The 18,123-nt window shown below is 55.7% G+C and carries 18 protein-coding genes and 2 pseudogenes; 18 read left to right on the forward strand and 2 right to left on the reverse strand.

The genetic code is table 11. The features are described 5' to 3' along the window. Position 1: 1 nt before the first annotated feature. The 12 genes and pseudogenes from C3406_RS01400 to C3406_RS01455 all read left to right on the forward strand — a co-directional run bounded on the left by C3406_RS01400 (position 2) and on the right by C3406_RS01455 (position 7,696). Entirely contained in the window at positions 2–925 is a 924-nt protein-coding gene (locus C3406_RS01400) for a respiratory chain complex I subunit 1 family protein (protein WP_103824143.1), read from the forward strand. 15 nt (positions 926–940) lie between these two features. After that, the gene (hycE, locus tag C3406_RS01405) at positions 941–2,650 is read left to right on the forward strand and encodes a formate hydrogenlyase subunit HycE (RefSeq protein ID WP_103824144.1); all 1,710 of its coding nucleotides are present in this window, start codon (positions 941–943) and stop codon (positions 2,648–2,650) included. A gap of 9 nt (positions 2,651–2,659) precedes the next feature. Continuing rightward, positions 2,660–3,205 carry a formate hydrogenlyase complex iron-sulfur subunit gene (locus C3406_RS01410; protein ID WP_103178601.1) on the forward strand — a complete coding sequence of 182 codons (546 nt, stop codon included), beginning with the start codon at positions 2,660–2,662 and terminating at the stop codon, positions 3,203–3,205. Then, positions 3,202–3,966, forward strand: coding sequence for an NADH-quinone oxidoreductase subunit B family protein (locus C3406_RS01415; protein ID WP_103824145.1), 765 nt, complete (start codon positions 3,202–3,204; stop codon positions 3,964–3,966). Before C3406_RS01410 ends, C3406_RS01415 begins: the two co-directional genes overlap by 4 nt. Next, entirely contained in the window at positions 3,966–4,376 is a 411-nt protein-coding gene (locus tag C3406_RS01420; protein ID WP_103824146.1) for a formate hydrogenlyase maturation HycH family protein, read from the forward strand. Before C3406_RS01415 ends, C3406_RS01420 begins: the two co-directional genes overlap by 1 nt. Then, on the forward strand, positions 4,369–4,824 hold the full coding sequence (gene hycI, locus C3406_RS01425) for a hydrogenase maturation peptidase HycI (protein ID WP_103824147.1): 456 nt from the start codon (positions 4,369–4,371) through the stop codon (positions 4,822–4,824). The genes C3406_RS01420 and hycI (C3406_RS01425) overlap by 8 nt, the downstream gene beginning before the upstream one ends. A 188-nt stretch (positions 4,825–5,012) precedes the next feature. Further along, positions 5,013–5,495, forward strand: a complete 483-nt coding sequence (locus C3406_RS01430; protein ID WP_103824148.1) for an Hcp family type VI secretion system effector — start codon at positions 5,013–5,015, stop codon at positions 5,493–5,495. 12 nt (positions 5,496–5,507) lie between these two features. Further along, on the forward strand, positions 5,508–5,957 hold the full coding sequence (locus C3406_RS01435) for an STM2901 family protein (protein ID WP_103824149.1): 450 nt from the start codon (positions 5,508–5,510) through the stop codon (positions 5,955–5,957). Between the two features lie 9 nt (positions 5,958–5,966). After that, positions 5,967–6,299 (forward strand): DUF1493 family protein, encoded by a 333-nt coding sequence (locus tag C3406_RS01440; RefSeq protein ID WP_103824150.1) that lies wholly within the window; start codon positions 5,967–5,969, stop codon positions 6,297–6,299. Next, positions 6,292–6,700: pseudogene (hycI, locus tag C3406_RS01445) on the forward strand (hydrogenase maturation peptidase HycI). Before C3406_RS01440 ends, hycI (C3406_RS01445) begins: the two are co-directional and overlap by 8 nt. A 164-nt stretch (positions 6,701–6,864) precedes the next feature. Beyond that, positions 6,865–7,239: pseudogene (locus C3406_RS01450) on the forward strand (cell envelope integrity TolA C-terminal domain-containing protein). Between the two features lie 220 nt (positions 7,240–7,459). Next, positions 7,460–7,696: a hypothetical protein gene (locus C3406_RS01455; RefSeq protein WP_103824151.1), complete on the forward strand. Its 237-nt coding sequence runs from the start codon at positions 7,460–7,462 to the stop codon at positions 7,694–7,696. A gap of 871 nt (positions 7,697–8,567) precedes the next feature. Here the strand turns inward: C3406_RS01455 and C3406_RS01460 are convergent. Continuing rightward, positions 8,568–9,284, reverse strand: a complete 717-nt coding sequence (locus tag C3406_RS01460; protein WP_103824152.1) for an SDR family oxidoreductase — start codon at positions 9,282–9,284, stop codon at positions 8,568–8,570. A gap of 432 nt (positions 9,285–9,716) precedes the next feature. Between C3406_RS01460 and C3406_RS01465 the strand changes: the two genes are divergently transcribed. Then, positions 9,717–10,208 (forward strand): DinB family protein, encoded by a 492-nt coding sequence (locus C3406_RS01465; protein ID WP_103824153.1) that lies wholly within the window; start codon positions 9,717–9,719, stop codon positions 10,206–10,208. Between the two features lie 236 nt (positions 10,209–10,444). Here the strand turns inward: C3406_RS01465 and C3406_RS01470 are convergent, their stop codons facing one another. Next, entirely contained in the window at positions 10,445–10,900 is a 456-nt protein-coding gene (locus C3406_RS01470; RefSeq protein ID WP_103824154.1) for a hypothetical protein, read from the reverse strand. Between the two features lie 600 nt (positions 10,901–11,500). Here C3406_RS01470 and C3406_RS01475 point away from each other — a divergent pair. From C3406_RS01475 to hypF, 5 genes are all read left to right on the forward strand, one after another. Continuing rightward, positions 11,501–12,190: a hypothetical protein gene (locus tag C3406_RS01475; protein ID WP_103824155.1), complete on the forward strand. Its 690-nt coding sequence runs from the start codon at positions 11,501–11,503 to the stop codon at positions 12,188–12,190. A gap of 215 nt (positions 12,191–12,405) precedes the next feature. Then, positions 12,406–12,885, forward strand: a complete 480-nt coding sequence (locus tag C3406_RS01480) for an Hcp family type VI secretion system effector (RefSeq protein WP_103824156.1) — start codon at positions 12,406–12,408, stop codon at positions 12,883–12,885. 268 nt (positions 12,886–13,153) lie between these two features. Next, a complete protein-coding gene (gene hydN, locus C3406_RS01485; RefSeq protein WP_103824157.1) occupies positions 13,154–13,699 on the forward strand; it encodes an electron transport protein HydN in 546 nt (181 codons plus the stop codon). A gap of 40 nt (positions 13,700–13,739) precedes the next feature. After that, positions 13,740–15,890, forward strand: a complete 2,151-nt coding sequence (gene fdhF, locus C3406_RS01490) for a formate dehydrogenase subunit alpha (RefSeq protein WP_103824158.1) — start codon at positions 13,740–13,742, stop codon at positions 15,888–15,890. After that, positions 15,891–18,113 carry a carbamoyltransferase HypF gene (gene hypF, locus C3406_RS01495; RefSeq protein ID WP_103824159.1) on the forward strand — a complete coding sequence of 741 codons (2,223 nt, stop codon included), beginning with the start codon at positions 15,891–15,893 and terminating at the stop codon, positions 18,111–18,113. The last annotated feature ends 10 nt before the right edge of the window (positions 18,114–18,123 follow it).

Raw genomic sequence — 18,123 nt, forward strand, 5'->3', positions numbered from 1 at the left:
CATGACTTTGATCTACGCACTGATTCAGGCGCTGGTGCTCTTTGCCGCAGCGCCGCTGCTGGCGGGCATCACCCGTGTGGCCCGCGCCCGTCTGCATACCCGTCGGGGGCCGGATATCTTCCAGGAGTACCGCGATCTCATCAAGCTGCTGGGCCGCCAGAGCGTGGCTCCGGCCGCCTCTGGCTGGGTCTTCCGCCTGATGCCGTTGGTGATGGTGGGCGTGATGTTCGCTATCGCCAGCGCACTGCCGGTGATTACGCTCGCCTCGCCGCTGCCCGCGCTGGGGGATCTGATCACCCTGATCTACCTCTTCGCCATCGCGCGCTTCTTCTTCGCCATTGCCGGGCTCGATACCGGCAGCCCGTTCACCGGGATTGGCGCCAGCCGCGAAGCGATGCTCGGCGTGCTGGTGGAGCCGATCCTGCTGCTCGGCCTGTGGGTCGCCGCCCAGGTGGCAGGCACCACCCACATCAGCGCGGTAACCGCCACCATCTACCACTGGCCGGCGGCGCACACCGTGACGCTATTCCTTGCTCTGTGCGCCTGCGCCTTCGCCACCTTTATCGAGATGGGCAAGCTGCCGTTTGACCTTGCCGAAGCGGAGCAGGAGCTGCAGGAAGGCCCGCTGTCGGAATACAGCGGCGCGGGTTTTGCGCTCCTCAAGTGGGGCATCAGCCTGAAACAGCTGGTGGTGTTGCAGATGTTCGTCGGGGTGTTTATCCCCTGGGGGCAGATGAGCCACTTCTCCGCAGGCGGCCTGGCGTTGGCCGTCGTCATCGCCGTGGTCAAGCTGGTCGTGGGCGTACTGGTGATCGCCCTGTTTGAGAACAGCATGGCGCGCCTGCGCTTTAACGCCACCTCACGGATTACCTGGACCGGTTTCGGTCTGGCATTTTTAGCTTTCGTCTCCTTGCTGGCGGCGTGACTGTAGAGAATACCCATGTCTGAAGAAAAAATTGGTCAACACTATCTCGCCGCACTGCATCAGGCCTTCCCGGGCGTAGTGCTGGATGAAGCCTGGCAGACCAAAGACCAGATCACCGTGACGGTGAAAATTAACTACCTGCCGGAAGTGGTCGAGTTCCTCTATTACAAACAGGGCGGCTGGCTGTCGGTGCTCTTTGGCAACGATGAACGCCAGCTCTGCGGCAGCTACGCCGTCTATTACGTGCTGTCGATGGAGCAGGGCACCCGCTGCTGGCTCACCGTGCGCGTGGAGGTGGATGCCGATAAGCCGGAGTTCCCCTCCGTTACCCCGCGCGTACCTGCCGCCGTCTGGGGCGAGCGCGAAGTGCGCGACATGTATGGCCTGATCCCGGTCGGGCTGCCGGACGAGCGCCGCCTGGTGCTGCCGGATGACTGGCCGGACGAACTCTATCCGCTGCGTAAAGACAGCATGGATTACCGCCAGCGTCCGGCGCCGACCACCGACAAAGAGACCTACGAGTTCATCAACGAACTCGGCGACAAAAAAAATAACGTGGTGCCGATTGGCCCGCTGCACGTCACCTCCGATGAGCCGGGCCACTTCCGCCTGTTCGTCGATGGCGAGAACATCATCGACGCCGACTACCGCCTGTTCTACGTCCATCGCGGTATGGAGAAGCTGGCCGAAACGCGGATGGGCTACAACGAAGTGACCTTCCTGTCAGATCGCGTCTGCGGTATCTGCGGTTTTGCCCACAGCACCGCCTACACCACCTCGGTGGAGAACGCGATGGGGATCGTGGTGCCGGAACGCGCCCAGATGATCCGCGCCATCCTGCTGGAGGTGGAGCGTCTGCACTCGCACCTGCTCAACCTCGGCCTGGCCTGCCACTTCGTCGGTTTTGACTCCGGCTTTATGCAGTTCTTCCGCGTGCGTGAGACCTCCATGAAAATGGCGGAGATCCTCACCGGGGCGCGTAAAACCTACGGCCTGAACCTGATCGGCGGTATCCGTCGCGATCTGCTGAAAGAGGACATGATCGCCACCCGCCAGCTGGCCCAGCAGATGCGCCGTGAGGTGCAGGATCTGGTGGATATTCTGCTGAGCACGCCGAACATCGACCAGCGCACCGTGGGCATTGGCCGCCTCGACCCGCAGATCGCCCGCGACTTCAGCAACGTCGGCCCAATGGTGCGCGCCAGCGGCCACGCCCGCGACACCCGCGCCGATCACCCGTTTGTCGGTTACGGCCTGCTGCCGATGGAAGTGCACAGCGAGCAGGGCTGCGATGTGATTTCCCGCCTGAAAGTGCGCATTAACGAGGTCTTTACCGCCCTGAACATGATCGATTACGGCCTGGACAACCTGCCGGGCGGCGCGCTGATGGTGGAAGGCTTCACCTACATCCCGAACCGCTTTGCGCTGGGCTTTAGCGAAGCGCCGCGCGGGGACGATATCCACTGGAGCATGACCGGCGACAACCAGAAGCTCTGGCGCTGGCGCTGCCGGGCGGCCACCTACGCCAACTGGCCGACCCTGCGCTACATGCTGCGCGGCAACACCGTCTCCGACGCGCCGCTGATTATCGGCAGCCTCGACCCGTGCTACTCATGCACCGACCGTATGACGGTGGTGGACGTGCGCAAGAAGAAAAGCCAGGTGGTGCCGTACAAAGAGCTGGAGCGCTACAGCATTGAACGCAAAAATTCGCCGCTGAAATAAGGACTTGCCATGTTTACCTTTATCAAAAAAGTGATCAAAACCGGCACGGTGACGGAGTCCTATCCCCTCCAGCCGATTGCGGTCGACAAAAATATGCGCGGCAAGCCGGAGCACGATCCCCAGCAGTGTATCGGCTGCGCGGCCTGCGTGAACGCCTGTCCGTCCAATGCCCTGACGGTGGAGACGGATCTGCAGTTCGGCCAGCTGGCCTGGCAGTTCAACCTGGGGCGCTGCATCTTCTGCGGACGTTGCGAAGAGGTCTGCCCGACCACCGCCATCAAACTCTCCCAGGAGTATGAGCTGGCGGTGTGGAGCAAAGCGGATTTCCTGCAACAGTCGCGCTTTGACATCTGTCACTGCCGGGTCTGCAAGCGCCCGTATGCGGTGCAGAAAGAGATTGATTATGCGATCGCCCTGCTGCGCCACAACGGCGACCAGCGCGCCGAATCGCATCGCGAGAGTTTTGAAACCTGCCCGGACTGCAAGCGCCTGCAGGGGCTGACCCCGGCGGACAAGATCCAGCTGACCCGGGAAATGGAGGAAGCGACACGATGAGCGAACTGTTAGGGCCACGTAACGAGCAGGGGATCCCGGTCCCGGTCACGGTGGACGAGTCCATCGCCAGCATGAAGGCCTCGCTGCTGAAAAAAATCAAACGCTCCGCCTACGTCTACCGCGTGGACTGCGGCGGCTGCAACGGCTGCGAGATTGAGATCTTCGCCACCCTGTCGCCCATCTTCGACACCGAGCGCTTTGGCATCAAGGTGGTGCCATCCCCGCGTCACGCCGACATTCTGCTGTTCACCGGGGCGGTGACCCGCGCCATGCGCTCTCCGGCGCTACGGGCGTGGGAGTCGGCACCCGATCCGAAGATCTGCATCTCCTACGGTGCCTGCGGCAACTCCGGCGGCATCTTCCACGACCTGTACTGCGTCTGGGGCGGCACCGACAAAATCGTGCCGGTGGATGTCTACATTCCCGGCTGCCCGCCGTCGCCTGCTGCCACGCTGTACGGCTTTGCCATGGCGCTGGGGCTGCTGGAGCAAAAAATCCACGCCCGCGAGCCGGGCAGCCAGGACAACCAGCCCACCGAACTGCTGCACCCGGAGATGGTCCAGCCCCTGCGGGTGCGCATCGACCGCGCCGCCCGCCGCCTGGCGGGTTATCGCTATGGTCGCCAGATCGCCGACGACTTTATGCGCCATCTGATCGAGGGCGACGAGAGCGTGGCCCGCTGGCTGGCTCAGGAGAACGATCCGCGCCTGAACGAGATCGTGGGTAACCTCCTCGAGGTGGTCGGGCAGGAGCGTGTGTGATGAGTGAGACGGTGGTATTCAGCCAGCTCAGCCGCAAGTTCATTGACCAGAATGACAACACGCCTGCTGATGCCCAGCAGGTGATCTACTACGGCCTGGCCATCGGCCACCACCTGGGGGTGATCGACTGCCTGGAGGCGGCGCTCACCTGCCCGTGGGAGGCCTATCTGGAGTGGATCGCCACCCTCGAAGCGGGGAGCGAGGCGCGGCGCAAGATGGAGGGTGTGCCGCGCTACGGGGAGATTGTCATCGACAGTAATCATATTGCTATGCTGGCCAGCGCCTTCGACGCCGCGATAGCGCGCCAGACGGCGCAGCAGCAGGCGTGGAGCGAAGCACTGCTTGGCATGCTCCACGCCATTCACCAGGAAAACGCCATCTATCTGATGGTTCGGAGGCAACGTGACTGATGTTTTACTCTGCGTCGGCAACAGCATGATGGGCGACGACGGCGCCGGTCCGCTGCTGGCCGAAATGTGCCGCGAAGCCCCGCGCGGCGACTGGGTGGTATTCGACGGCGGCAGCGCCCCGGAAAATGAAGTTGTCGCCATCCGCGAGCTGCGCCCGGATCGCCTGCTGATTGTCGATGCGACGGATATGGGGCTCAACCCGGGCGAGATCCGCCGCATCGACCCGGACGATATCGCCGAGATGTTTATGATGACGACCCACAATATGCCGCTTAATTATCTGGTGGATCAGCTGAAGGGGGATGTGGGGGAGGTGGTCTTTTTAGGCGTCCAGCCGGATATTGTGGGGTTTTATTATCCGATGACGGAGAAGGTGAAGGCGGCGGTTGAGAGGGTTTATGAAAGTCTGGTAGACCGGGATGGGGTGCTGGTGTTTGGGGAGTTGTGAGGGGGAGATTCTGTACGGATCTAAAAACTGAATAGCTGAGACTTGCCGAAATCCACAGCGGGACTCCAGCAGACCACGTTTAATCCCGAAGCCGCGTAAGCGGCTTTTTTATGCCTGCCGTATAATTCCTGCGCTATTTCTGTATAATCCACACTCAGAATATGGATTTACAACACGGAGATGTGGAAATGGCTATTCCTGGCAACATGTGGCTTTACGACGATGGCGGCGCTTTAATTAAAGGTGGCTGCGATGTTCAACACCGGGACTACAGCATCGAATTCAAGGGTTTTCACCATAACTTATCCATACCAACCGATAATTTTACCGGTAAACCAACAGGCCCGCGCCAGCATTCGGCAATGCTGATCACCAAAGAGTTCGACCCCTCCTCCCCATACCTGTATAAAGCAGTAGCCACGGGCCAGCGCTTAGTTAAATGCGAACTGAAATTCTATAAAATTAATGATGCAGGCCAGGAAGCGGAATACTTCAATATTCTTCTTGAAGGTGTTCGTATTGTTTCAGTTACCCCTACAATGGCTTCTCCAGATGATCGGAATAACAATCACCTTGAATCGGTGGAGCTTCGCTACGAAACAATCACATGGAAGCATAACGATGGGAATATTATTTTCACCGATGCATGGAACGAACGCCAGACGGCTTAATGAGGTGAGTGGATGGATACCACAGAAGAAAGAAACGGAACATACTTTTATCACGGTCAATCTAACCTGACGGCTGGCGAACTATTTGATGTGATATTCCTCGAGCAATTTTGTGATGAATTCGGGATCGGGGTTTCGTCTGGTGCTGCTATCCTTGCTGGTCAACCATGGCTGGAAACAAGAACGAAGCCAGGAACGGCTATCAAAGGAACGAGTGTTGTCTCTAAGTATGCACGAATGCTGCTTAAGGATACAAAAGTACCCTTTGGCTTGAGAGTTAAAACTCCCGTCGGTATAAGAATGAGAACGACTAATAGTCTCGCCGCTGTCATTGCTCGTTATGTTCCATGGATTGGCTGGGTTGGGCTGGTCAATTCATTGTACCAGGTCTCACGTAAAACTCAGGCAAAATACAACCTGATTGCTCGCCCTAAAGACCGTATTCAGTTCACATCTTTTTGATGCAAAAATATGACAATCGCTAATGAGGTACTTGAATTATTCAACAAAGAGATCTCGAAGGAACTCGACAATGAGGGCAAAGAGGTAATGCTTGTACTGGATTCTGATTTATTTGACGTGCCAGGAGATGATCTACATTACGTTTTGATTAAGTATGAGCAGATATTCAACGTAGATCTGTCAAATGTGAAGTGGAGTTACTATTTCCCCTGGCAGAATATTCCTCGGCTAAAACGATGGTTTGGTAACGTTAAACAGAAAGACGTTGAGGCAACCCGCTTACCACTTACTGTACGTATGTTCGCTGAATCTGCCGAAGCGGGTAAGTGGTTATTTGATTAAGCCACGCCAGCAGCTAACCGAGTGTCGGGTTTCACCGCGCGGCGACTGGATAGTGTTCGACGGCGGCAGCCCCCGGAAAACGATGTGGTGGCGATCCGTGAGCTGCGCCCGGATCGCCTGCTGATTGTCGATGCGACGGATATGGGCCTCAACCCGGGCGAGATCCGCCGCATCGACCCGGACGATATCGCCGAGATGTTTATGATGACCACCCACAATATGCCGCTTAATTATCTGGTGGATCAGCTGAAGGGGGATGTGGGGAGGTGGTCTTTTTAGGCGTCCAGCCGGATATTGTGGGGTTTTATTATCCGATTACGGAGAAGGTGAAGGCGGCGGTGGAAACCGTGTATGAAAGCCTGATTGACCGGGATGGGCCGTTAGGGTTTGGCGAGCTGTAGGCGTTCAGGTTAACGAGGTTTTGTGAAAGGAGCTCGCTGATTTGCGGGCTCTTTTCTTTTCCGGACAAGGTAAAATTGGCTGCCGTAGTGTGATAATCCGCCATGCCGGAAATAACGCGCCAACAATTTTAACAGGAGCACCCGAAATGCCAGGGAAGATGTTCATGCTTGCAGTCGTGGTCAGCCTGGCGGCAGGATGTGCGCCGTTACAGCCTTCGGGATGCCATAAAACCTCAGCAACAGGTAGCTGCAGTTCTGGCCGCTAGGAGGATCAGGATGAATGGGGCGCGCAGGCGCGGGGTATTAAGGCGGCGATAGAGGATAAAATTACTGAGCCAGAACGCTGGAAGGGCAAAAAATGCAGGCTGCATATGGAATTTGCGCAGGATGGTAGGGCGTTGAAGATATCTACCAGTAAGGGTAATAAAGCCTATTGTGAGGCGGTGAAGTTGGCGGCTCAAAAAGCGACGTTCCCGGCGTTTACAAATCCGGAGGTGTATCGGGATTTTCAGAAGGTTGGGTTTGATATGCGGGGGTAGTTGGGTGGTTATTGTTCTAATGTCTGATTTGTGCCAGGAGCAGAAGTTGCTAATACAACAGCGAGCTGCGTCATGAATACATGAATAGCCTGTCACTCAGAAGAGTACCGGCTGATGATAGAAAAAACGGAAATCTCAAAAAGTGCGTGGAACTAATGTGGATATGATTACAGTGTGTTAAGGTGAATCATTGATAACTTTACTGGGTGTGATGTAATAAATGGACCAGATCGAACGTCGGTTTCAGCGCTGGAAAGTCATTTTGATTCCGGGGGAGAAATCCTATGAAAGCTGGGATGAAATGGTGGCTGGTGAAAACTTTCCAGAAGAGGCTAGACAAAAATATAAAACGCATCGTACTAAGGCAATCGATCGGACGTTGAACCAACCCGGTTATGTTCATACCATGTCCGAGAATGGAATCACTGTCCGGTACCGAATGGAACGCTGGCGTTGAACGTGCATAGCAGCAGGATTACAGGGATGTTATATCAAATATAACGGTAACAATCAGTCGTTGTGAACGTAATGTCTGCTGCTCGCTCATAGAGGACTGGGGACCTTTCCTTCAGCCCGTTCCGCTTTGAGCAGGATCTGAAATCGTAAAAAACCAAGCATATTGGTTACTTAGTAGCGGTACAGAATCACGAAAAGCACATTAAAGATTGGCACTGGGTATCCGTAGAGCTTACAGTTGCTGTCATAATTTTTACCAAGCAATTGGGGAAAAAATGGCACGCCGAATTGAATTGCGGGGCATAGCCAATGCTCTTAATGAGAGCTTTGTAAGCCGTAACAACGATTTCAAAGGATTCTGGACTATTGGCCAGTTAAAGTTGTTCGCTATTAATAACAACCTCAGCACTATGGGTTTTTTCCTTACTCCTCCTAAGAGTGTCCCCCATTGTAATCTGAGACATTACGTTGTAATCCGCTATGCAGCCATGCTCGCGCATTTATTAAGAAAGCAACAAATCCCTGATTTTTGGATAAGTGAAGCTAGCATTACGATCGACTTTAACGTTAATGCTGAACACGAACATTTGAATAAATGCTCAACATCAGGTGAGCCTTTTAAGTGCCATTGTCAGATAACTGATGACACGGGTCGCAGTTACTCTTCCGTCGTTTATGGTAGATGCCAGGTTCACTCATCTGTGAAAGAATTAAAATCGACTCGAAAACTAACTGTGTAAAAATTCTGTTGAACTTCCGTTCTCCGCTCAGAGCAGACCTTCTGCACAGTGAGTTAGTCCGCTCCGTGCCAAAAGCGGACATTAAAAATGGTAGGCCAATGTGCACGGAAAACGAAATCAAGAAACAGGTTTCTAACGCCCTCCCAGACTTCCTCCTCCATCAACAGGCAGCACTACGCCAGTAATAAAACTTGCTTCTGGTGATAAAAGAAAGGCAATGGCTGAAGCCACCTCAGCAGGAGAACCCAGCCTGCCCACAGGAATGGTCGATAAAACACGTTGTTCTGCTTCACTTCCTGGGGGGCGTGTTTTATGAAAAAGCTCTGTCTCTATTGGTCCAGGTGCAATCGCGTTTGAGGTAATGCCAAATTGAGCAAGCTCTAATGCCCAGGTTCGTGTACAACCTACCAAAGCACTTTTTGCCGCTGCGTAAGCTGTTCTGTCAGCTGCACCGTAAATAGCACGGCTACACACATTCACAATTCTTCCCCAGCCTCTGCTCTTCATGTTGCCAACCAGCGCTTGTGTTATCTGAACGGCCGCCCGTACGTTTATATCCATGACATTCTGGAACGTTTGAATATCAATGCCTCCAAGTGGTTGAGGTAAGGCTACACCCACATTATTTACAATGCCGTGAATTTCGTGATTTTCGACTATTTTTGATAAAATCAAGTTAGTCTCATCAGCGCTACTCAGGTCGGCCGTATATAAAACCCCCGGAAAGCTGGCATCAACATTACGGGCAATACCCACAACCCGGTGACCCTGTTCTGATAATTTGTCACTGAGTGCTCTCCCTATCCCTCTGGTTGCGCCAGTGATAAGAAAAGTACGATAAGGTTCCATAGTAGAATCCTCTGTCTCATTTGGATGGATGCGAATCAGATGGTTAGTGAAATCCCATTCTTTTGTTCGCCGTCTATTAGACTAGCAGAACAATTGCCAACGTTCGCTCCTCGCTCACAGCGGACCTCCAGCCCGGTTAGCATGTCAGTTCCGTGCCATAATCAGACGTTAGACAAAAGTAGTCCCCCTTTTTATAAGGGCATTATGTTTAATTAAATGAAAGCAACTCATTAAAGTACCTGACCCTAATACCAGCGCTCTCCCGACAGCGGTAATTCGAGGGCTGTAATTCATACCAGCAGTAGCCGTTATGAGGTTTGAACATGCATTAATTAAAGTTTGCGCAAAAGTCGCTTTGTGCCAGAAGCGGAAGTGAGTAGAGAGCCCTTCATGTTACTGATATGATCATAAAATAGATCAAAGAGGTGACGCATGGGTACTGACACGATAGTTACGCTTTTTCGATACAAACGCTGGATAGATATTGAAACTCTACAAGCGATTCAAAGAGTTGATGCGCCTGCTAATGCAGAAAAGCGCCATCTGACGCTCAGATTGATGAATCACATACATGTGGTTGATATGATCTTCAGAGCTAACATTACCGGTCAGAAGCATTCCTACACTGCACTGAACACGCCAGAGACCCCCTCTGCTGAAGAGCTACTGATAACGATGACTGAATGTACCGACTGGTATATTCAACATGTCAATTCTTTGTTTCCCGTTGACCTTGCTGAAACCATTAAATTCCAGTTTGTTGATGGCGGAGATGGTGAAATGAAAGCGGGTGATATGCTCAATCATGTGCTGTTCCACGGGACATATCATCGAGGGGCTGTAGGTTGGCTACTTTCAGAAAGTGGTATCACCCCGCCTAAGGATGTGCTGACCGTTTTTCTCAGAGATCATAATCACAAGTAAACGAGAGCCAGGGCCATGCAAATTTAAAACCCTGTTGGCCCTAAAGCAAAAAATTGAGTGCATGTATCAATGTCCGTCTTTCGCTGTCGGCGGACCATAACAACCATGATGGCAAGCTGATAAAAATCGAATACCAGCAACATCCAAAGCTAACCCTCTCCTTGAATGTATGAGGGGCTTGTATCAGCCCCTTTATCATCTGTTATCTGAAAGCCTTAACCGTATATCTGCCCCTGTTAATGCACGGTGATATACGGCTCCTTCACAAACTCATTCAGCAGCCAGACCAGATCGTGCAGCAGCCCCGCCAGTTCTTTCTCGACGCTGGGGGGCAGTGTGCCGCCCAGAATAGCCTGCGTCAGTGCCAGGGCGTAGTCCACCTGGGGGGCGGTTTCCTGCCAGCAGTCCGGCATACAGGAGGTGAGTGTTTCCCCCTGGATCAACTGCGCGATAAGGTGCGGCGGGAGTTTGGCATCACAGCGTTCACGCAGCTGGCGCAGCGCGTGCAGCAGACCTTCACAGAGCGCAGTGCGGGATGCGCTGTCGTCAGTTTCGATCAATACGCTCACCAGAGCGGCGCAATGATCGGCGGTCTCGAAGAGATCCGCAGCAGCAGAAAGCGGCGTCGTCAGGGAAGGGGAATTAACCTGTTCGTCAGATTGCGGGTAGGTCAGGGTTGGGATAGTAGTCATCATGACATCCTCTACATGCTATTTAAATTAGCCACCCTGTGAGTTCCTACGCTCGAGGGAGGCAGCGCTGACGGAGGTAGGAATACCGCGCACATAGAAAACGGCCAGCCTTTCGGCTGCTCCGCCAGCGCCACCGTAATTGTAACGGGATAAACGCTGCCGCGACATAGTGAATGTCGCTACATGCTAACGGGTTCCTACACCCGGTTGCAGATGTGCCGCAACGCAGTCACTTTACGAGCCTGATTTCGGGATTAAAAGCCTTAACCCTGAATTACACAGGGTTACTTTAAGGTTTGCGAGGCGCCTTCCAGAAAGGCCATGCCGGGGGCGCTTCGCTTGCCCAGCCTACAATACTAATACTACGGTTAGTAATGAGAATGACATACTCCGCGTTTTCAACACCCACAGCGAAAATATCAAAACATCACCTTTAATTATGTAGATGACCTCATCTATAAATGCCATGGCTAATATATGGGGAATTTAGACTTTATCTTATAAGAATATAATTTGTTAAATGTGACTTGCTTATTTACTCGTCAACCGTCACCTATTATAATCGCTTTTGTGACTAAAGCTAAATTGCCAGGTGCGGCTATGAACTATAACAATGACGTTATTAGCTATTTACAAGCAAACAATATTCTCGCTTTAAAATTAGATCGTGCACTAACAGGCGTTAGAAACGTGGTTTCCACGCAGATAGAAACCATAGGCGCAGGTGCTAAACGTGCCCTTTATTATACTTCCTGTTTTACTGATGATTATCAGGATGTCTGCAGAAATCAAAAGAGCGAAGATATACGTTTTAAAAATGGCGTTGTACATGTCTTCCAGAATAATAATATTGCTTATGAAATGCTTCGTATTTATTTTGAACAGATATTTCAGTACAAAACGTCAGAACAGTTAGAGAATATCAAGAGTAAGTTAATGGCGGTAAACGTTTATATAGCTGCAAGTTCTCTTACCAACGCAGGATTCGCGCTAGCGGTCGCTTATAGTGTTGCTGTTGGAATGAAACTGAGGCTTGAAATGAGTGCTTTGGTCGGCCGTAAGGCCGGAGGGGTTGTCGCCATTGCGGGGATGTATGGGGTCATTCAGAAAGCGGCTGACAGTGCGCAACGTCTGAAATATTTATATCCAGCCTATTACGCAGCGTTGTACTCACGGGAACTGGAGATGATGTATTTCCTGGTAGAACCATTATTTGAACGAGCCGGAGCATTCTCTCATTCAACATCAGATAGCGACATAGTCGATATCATCACTAAGATGATTAGATAACCATGATTAATATTATATACAGGGTATTCAGGCGCATATTTAAGTCTTTACTCTCCGACTATGGTCCGGCCATATTAACAATACTATTCGCGTTCATTCTGTTACATTTTTTCCCAAACGGTCCTTTATGGCCTATACCTCTGTTTTTTTTGTTGATTCTGATTTTCGTGAAGTGGTAAAGCCCAACTTTAATTTTCAAATAATAAGGAAGTTGTATGTCTGCTCCTGCCCATTTATGGCTTGAAGATGAAAATGGCTCTCCAGTTATAGGGAGTTGTAGTATGCCGCTAAGGATAGGCTCAATTGAGCTTAAGTCGTTCTCCCACGGCGTCACTATTCCGGTGGACCCGAATCTGGGAAAGCTAACTGGGACGCGAGTCCATCGCCCTGTCTCTATAGTGAAAGAGTTCGACCGAACCACGCCTCTTCTTTATCGTGCAGTATGTGAAGGAAGAACGATGAAGAAAGCCACAATTAAAATGTACCGAATCCTTGATTCAGGTATAGAGGCTGAATATTTTAATATTATTCTGGAGAATGTGAAATTTACAACGGTTGCACCCTATCTGGCTCCGAATGGGATGAGTAGCACTCATCTTGAAACGCTGGAGTTACGTTATGAGGCGATAACCTGGAAATACACGGACGGGAATATTATCTACCGTGACTCATGGAATGATCGATGCTGTTCATGAAGGGAAAAAACAATTGGCTGCGCCAGCAGCCTGTTTCCGGCGTTCTCTCGTAACAACGCCCGATTATCCTTCTGCTCATGTGATTGCTTCGCAAGAAGATCGCACTCACGCATGTTCATCATTTAAAGCGAAAACGCCAAACCTGTCATCGTCACTTATGACGATGACACCTCCCAACCAGATAAAAACCATTTAATTTCAATAAATTAATACCTGGCCTAATTTATGCATACCTCCGGCAAGCTAACCCTCATTCCCGGAGATCAGAATGAATCGCTTTATCATCGCCGATGCCAGCAAATGCATAGGCTGTCGTACCTGTGAAGTTGCCTGCGTCGTTTCCCACCACGAAGAACAGGACTGCGCCTCGCTAACCCCGCAGAACTTCCTGCCGCGCATTCACGTCATTAAAGGCGTCAACGTCTCTACCGCCACCATGTGCCGCCAGTGCGAGGATGCCCCTTGCGCCACCGTCTGCCCGAACGGGGCGATTACCCGCGATAACGACTTTGTTCACGTCCACCAGGAGCGCTGCATCGGGTGCAAAACCTGCGTGGTGGCCTGCCCGTACGGCGCGATGGAAGTGGTGCTGCGTCCGGTTGTGCGCAGTATCGGCGCCGGGCTGAACCTGATGTCGGAGAAGGCCGAGGCCAACAAGTGCGACCTTTGCTACCACCAGCCGGACGGCCCCGCCTGTATTCAGGCCTGCCCGACCAATGCCATCGTCTGTATCGACAGGCAGAAGCTTGAGCAGTTGAGTCAGGAGAAACGCCGCCGCGCGGCGCTGAACACCGTTTCCTCGCAGATGCTGTAAGCCTCTGCCTCTCTTTTCACTTTTAGCAGGTCTGTTACTGATGAAAAAAATCACCAGCGTCTGCCCGTACTGCGGTGCGGGCTGTAAATTAAAACTGGTCGTCGACAACAATAAAATCGTCCGCGCGGAAGGGGCGCAGGGCGTCACCAACCAGAATCAGCTGTGCCTGAAGGGCTATTACGGCTGGGATTTTCTCAACGATACCCGGCTGCTGACCCCGCGCCTGACCCAGCCGATGATCCGCTACCAGAAAGGCGGCAAGTTTGTGCCGGTCTCCTGGGAGGAGGCCATTTGCTACACCGCGAAGCGGCTGGGGGAGATCAAGGCGAAGTATGGCCCACGGGCCATCATGACCACCGGCTCGTCCCGCGGAACGGGGAACGAAACCAACTACGTGATGCAGAAGTTTGCCCGCGGGGTGCTCAACACTAACAACGTCGACTGCTGCGCCCGGGTGTGTCATGGCCCGAGCGTGGCCGGGCTGCAGGAGACGCTCGGCAACGGGGCGATGAGCAACTCCATCAGCGATATCGAGCATTCAAAATGTCTGCTGATCTTCGGCTACAACTGCGCCGACTCGCACCCCATTGTCGCCCGGCGGGTGATCAAGGCGAAACAGCACGGCGCGAAGGTGATTGTCTGCGATCCGCGCAAAATCGAAACCGCGCGCATCGCCGACCGCCATCTGCAGATCAAAAACGGCTGCAATATGGCGCTGGTGAACGCCTTCATTTATACGCTGCTGGAGGAGAACCTCTACAACAGCGACTACGTGGCGCGCTACACCGATGGGCTGGAGAGGCTGCGCGAGACGGTGCGCGAATACGCCCCGGAAAACGTCGAGGGCATTACCGGCGTCAGCGCCCGGCAGATCCGCGATGCGATGCGCATCTACGCCGCCGCGCCGTCCGCCACCGTGATGTGGGGGATGGGCGTCACCCAGTTCGGGCAGGCGGTGGACGTGGTGAAAGGGCTCTCGACGCTGGCGCTGCTCACCGGCAATCTCGGGCGCGAACACTGCGGCGTCGGCCCGGTGCGCGGCCAGAACAACGTCCAGGGGGCCTGCGACATGGGTGTCATACCCAACCAGTTCCCCGGCTATCAGGATGTGACCGACCCGCAGGTGCGGGAGAAGTTCGCCCGGGCGTGGGGCGTTGATCCTGCGCGGATGGATGACCAGGTGGGGGTGCGCATCACCGAGGTGCCGCACCTCGCCCTGGAGGGTAAGGTCAAAGCGTACTACATCATGGGCGAAGATCCGCTCCAGACCGAGGCGGACCTGGGCCTGGTGCGCAAAGGCTTTGCGGCCCTCGATTTTGTGGTGGTGCAGGACATCTTCATGACCAAAACCGCCGAGGCGGCGGACGTGCTGCTGCCCGCCACCTCCTGGGGCGAGCATGGCGGGGTCTTTACCTGTGCCGACCGCGGCTTCCAGCGCTTTGAAAAAGCCGTTGAGCCAAAAGGCAACGTCAAGCGCGACTGGGAGATCATCAGCCTCATCGCCACAGAGATGGGCTACCCGATGCACTATCGCGACAACCAGCAGATCTGGGACGAGATGCGCGAGCTCTGCCCGCTCTTCTACGGTGTTACCTGGGAAAAAATGGGTGAGATGGGGCACGTCCAGTGGCCTTGCCCGACCCTCGACCATCCCGGCACGCCCTGGCTCTATGCGGATAACCGCTTCGACACCCCGAGCGGCAAAGGGCAGCTGTTTGCCGTCCCCTGGCGCAAACCGGCAGAACTCCCGGACGCCGACTATCCGCTGGTGCTCTGCACCGTGCGCGAGGTGGGGCACTACTCCTGCCGTTCCATGACCGGCAACTGCGCCGCGCTGCAGGCCCTGGCGGACGAGCCGGGCTTTGTGCAGATGAACCCGCAGGACGCCGCAAAACTGGGTGTTCAGGATCGCCAGCTGGTGTGGGTCAGCTCCCGCCGCGGGAAGGTGATCAGCCGGGCGGACGTCAACGAGCGCATCAACCAGGGGGCGGTGTACATGACCTATCAGTGGTGGATCGGGGCCTGTAACGAGCTGACCCAGGACAACCTCGACCCGGTCTCGAAAACGCCGGAAACCAAATACTGCGCCGTCAAAATCGACGCCATCGCCGATCAGCCCTGGGCGGAACGCTACGCCCAGACTACCTATCGCGACATGAAAACCCGCCTGCGTGAGGCGGTGGAGAGTTAAATGAGTACAAACGGCACGCGGGTGCGCATTCGCGGTAAAGTCCAGGGCGTCGGGTTCCGCCCCTGTGTCTGGCAGGTGGCCCAGCAACTGGGGCTTCAGGGCGACGTCTGCAACGATGGGGCAGGGGTGGAGGTGCGTCTCGTCGGTGGGGCGCAGGCCTTTATCCGCCAGCTTGCCGTCGGCTGTCCGCCGCTGGCGCGTATCGACGATATCCAGGAGCAGCCCTGGCGCTGGGCGCAGCCTCCGGTGGATTTTACCATTCGTGCCAGCACCCACAGCCAGATGACCACCCAGGTGGTGCCGGATGCCGCCACCTGTCCGGCCTGTCTGGCAGAGATGAACGACCCGCGCGAGCGCCGCTACCGCTACCCGTTTATCAACTGCACCCACTGCGGGCCGCGCTTCACCATTATCCGGGCGATGCCCTACGACCGCCCGGCCACCACCATGGCGGGGTTTGCGCTCTGTCCGGCCTGCGAGGCGGAGTACCGCAACCCGGCGGACCGGCGCTTTCACGCCCAGCCGGTGGCCTGCCCGGAATGTGGGCCGCAGGTCAGTTGGGTGTGCGGCGAGGCGCGAGAGGAGCGGGAAGCCGCCCTGAAGGCCGCCGTATTGATGCTGAAACAGGGCGGGATCGTGGCGGTAAAAGGGCTGGGGGGCTTCCATCTGGCCTGCGATGCGCAAAACGTTGCGGCGGTAAACAGGCTGCGGGAACGTAAACGCCGCCCGACCAAGCCGCTGGCGGTGATGATCCCCGCGCGTCTGGCCGCATGGCTGCCTGACGACGTGCAGGCGCTGCTGCGCTCCCCGGCCGCGCCGGTGGTGCTGGTGGCAAAACACACTCTCTTCTGCGAGGCCATCGCCCCCGGGCTTAATGAGGTGGGGGTGATGCTGGCCGCCAATCCGCTCCAGCACCTGCTGATGCAGGATCTCGATCGCCCCCTGGTGATGACCTCCGGCAACCTGAACGGCTGCCCGCCTGCGCTCACCAACGCGCAGGCGCTGCGCGATCTGGCCGGGATCGCCGACGGCTGGCTGCTGCATAACCGCGATATCGTCCAGCGCATGGACGACTCGGTGATGCGCGCCAGCGGGGAAATGCTGCGCCGCGCCAGAGGCTTTGTGCCGGATGCGCTGCACCTGCCGCCCGGATTTGAACAGGCCCCGTCGCTGCTCTGCCTGGGGGCGGATCGCAAAAATACCTTCTGCCTGGTGCGCGGCGGCCAGGCTGTGCTGAGCCAGCATCTGGGGGATCTGCATGATGACGATGCCGAACGTCAGTGGCAGCAGGCCCTGACCACCATTCAGGACATCTGGCAGTTTACCCCTGAGCGGGTGGTGACCGATGCCCACCCCGGCTACCGCGCCACGCAGCTCGGCCAGCAGATGCCCTATCCGCAGCATCAGGTGCTGCATCATCACGCCCACGCCGCGGCCTGCATGGCGGAACACGGCTGGCCGCGGGACTGCGGGGATGTCATCGCCCTGGTGCTGGACGGTATCGGCCAGGGGGAAAACGGCGCGCTGTGGGGTGGGGAGTGCCTGCGGGTGAACTACCGCACCTGCGAAAAGCTGGGTGGGCTACCGGTGGTGGCGCTGCCCGGCGGCGATCTGGCGGCGCGCCAGCCCTGGCGCAACCTGCTGGCCCAGTGGCAGGCGTTTGTCCCCGAGTGGCGGACGCTGCCGCAGGCCGCCCTGCTTCTGAACAAACCCTGGCAGCCGCTGGCCCGGGCGATTGAACGCGGGGTGAACGCGCCGCTGGCCTCCTCCGCCGGGCGGCTGTTTGATGCCGTGGCCGCGGCGCTCAACTGCGCCCCGGAACAGATCAGCTACGAAGGGGAGGCCGCCTGTCGGCTGGAAGCCCTGGCCCTGAGCGCCGCCCCGCAGAGCCACCCGGTCACGATGCCGGTGCGCAACGGCGAGCTGGATATGGCCACCTTCTGGCGCCAGTGGCTCGGCTGGCAGGCGCCGGACAACGCCCGGGCGTGGGCCTTTCACGACGCGCTGGCCCAAGGGCTGGCGACCCTTGCGGGCGAACATGCCCGGCGGCGGGCGCTTTCCACCGTTGTCTGCAGCGGCGGGGTGCTGCACAACCGCCTGCTGCGCGAGCGTCTGCAGTTCTGGCTGAGCGATTTTACCGTGCTGTTTCCCGGGCGGCTTCCCGCCGGTGACGGGGCGGTGGCTTTTGGGCAGGCAGTGATTGCCGCCGCGACTTTTCTTTGAATCTGGATCT

The organism is Leclercia sp. LSNIH8 (genome assembly GCF_002920195.1).
Lineage (GTDB): Bacteria > Pseudomonadota > Gammaproteobacteria > Enterobacterales > Enterobacteriaceae > Enterobacter.

Excerpts from the sequence above, each read along its gene's own strand:
- C3406_RS01410 (WP_103178601.1), top strand. The coding sequence starts at position 2,660 with ATGTTTACCTTTATCAAAAAAGTGATCAAAACCGGCACGGTGACGGAG.
- C3406_RS01455 (WP_103824151.1), top strand. The coding sequence starts at position 7,460 with ATGGACCAGATCGAACGTCGGTTTCAGCGCTGGAAAGTCATTTTGATT.
- C3406_RS01400 (WP_103824143.1), top strand. The coding sequence starts at position 2 with ATGACTTTGATCTACGCACTGATTCAGGCGCTGGTGCTCTTTGCCGCA.
- C3406_RS01415 (WP_103824145.1), top strand. The coding sequence starts at position 3,202 with ATGAGCGAACTGTTAGGGCCACGTAACGAGCAGGGGATCCCGGTCCCG.
- C3406_RS01470 (WP_103824154.1), bottom strand. The coding sequence starts at position 10,900 with ATGACTACTATCCCAACCCTGACCTACCCGCAATCTGACGAACAGGTT.
- C3406_RS01435 (WP_103824149.1), top strand. The coding sequence starts at position 5,508 with ATGGATACCACAGAAGAAAGAAACGGAACATACTTTTATCACGGTCAA.
- fdhF (WP_103824158.1), top strand. The coding sequence starts at position 13,740 with ATGAAAAAAATCACCAGCGTCTGCCCGTACTGCGGTGCGGGCTGTAAA.
- hydN (WP_103824157.1), top strand. The coding sequence starts at position 13,154 with ATGAATCGCTTTATCATCGCCGATGCCAGCAAATGCATAGGCTGTCGT.
- C3406_RS01460 (WP_103824152.1), bottom strand. The coding sequence starts at position 9,284 with ATGGAACCTTATCGTACTTTTCTTATCACTGGCGCAACCAGAGGGATA.
- C3406_RS01475 (WP_103824155.1), top strand. The coding sequence starts at position 11,501 with ATGAACTATAACAATGACGTTATTAGCTATTTACAAGCAAACAATATT.
- C3406_RS01480 (WP_103824156.1), top strand. The coding sequence starts at position 12,406 with ATGTCTGCTCCTGCCCATTTATGGCTTGAAGATGAAAATGGCTCTCCA.
- C3406_RS01440 (WP_103824150.1), top strand. The coding sequence starts at position 5,967 with ATGACAATCGCTAATGAGGTACTTGAATTATTCAACAAAGAGATCTCG.
- C3406_RS01420 (WP_103824146.1), top strand. The coding sequence starts at position 3,966 with ATGAGTGAGACGGTGGTATTCAGCCAGCTCAGCCGCAAGTTCATTGAC.
- C3406_RS01430 (WP_103824148.1), top strand. The coding sequence starts at position 5,013 with ATGGCTATTCCTGGCAACATGTGGCTTTACGACGATGGCGGCGCTTTA.
- C3406_RS01465 (WP_103824153.1), top strand. The coding sequence starts at position 9,717 with ATGGGTACTGACACGATAGTTACGCTTTTTCGATACAAACGCTGGATA.
- hypF (WP_103824159.1), top strand. The coding sequence starts at position 15,891 with ATGAGTACAAACGGCACGCGGGTGCGCATTCGCGGTAAAGTCCAGGGC.
- hycE (WP_103824144.1), top strand. The coding sequence starts at position 941 with ATGTCTGAAGAAAAAATTGGTCAACACTATCTCGCCGCACTGCATCAG.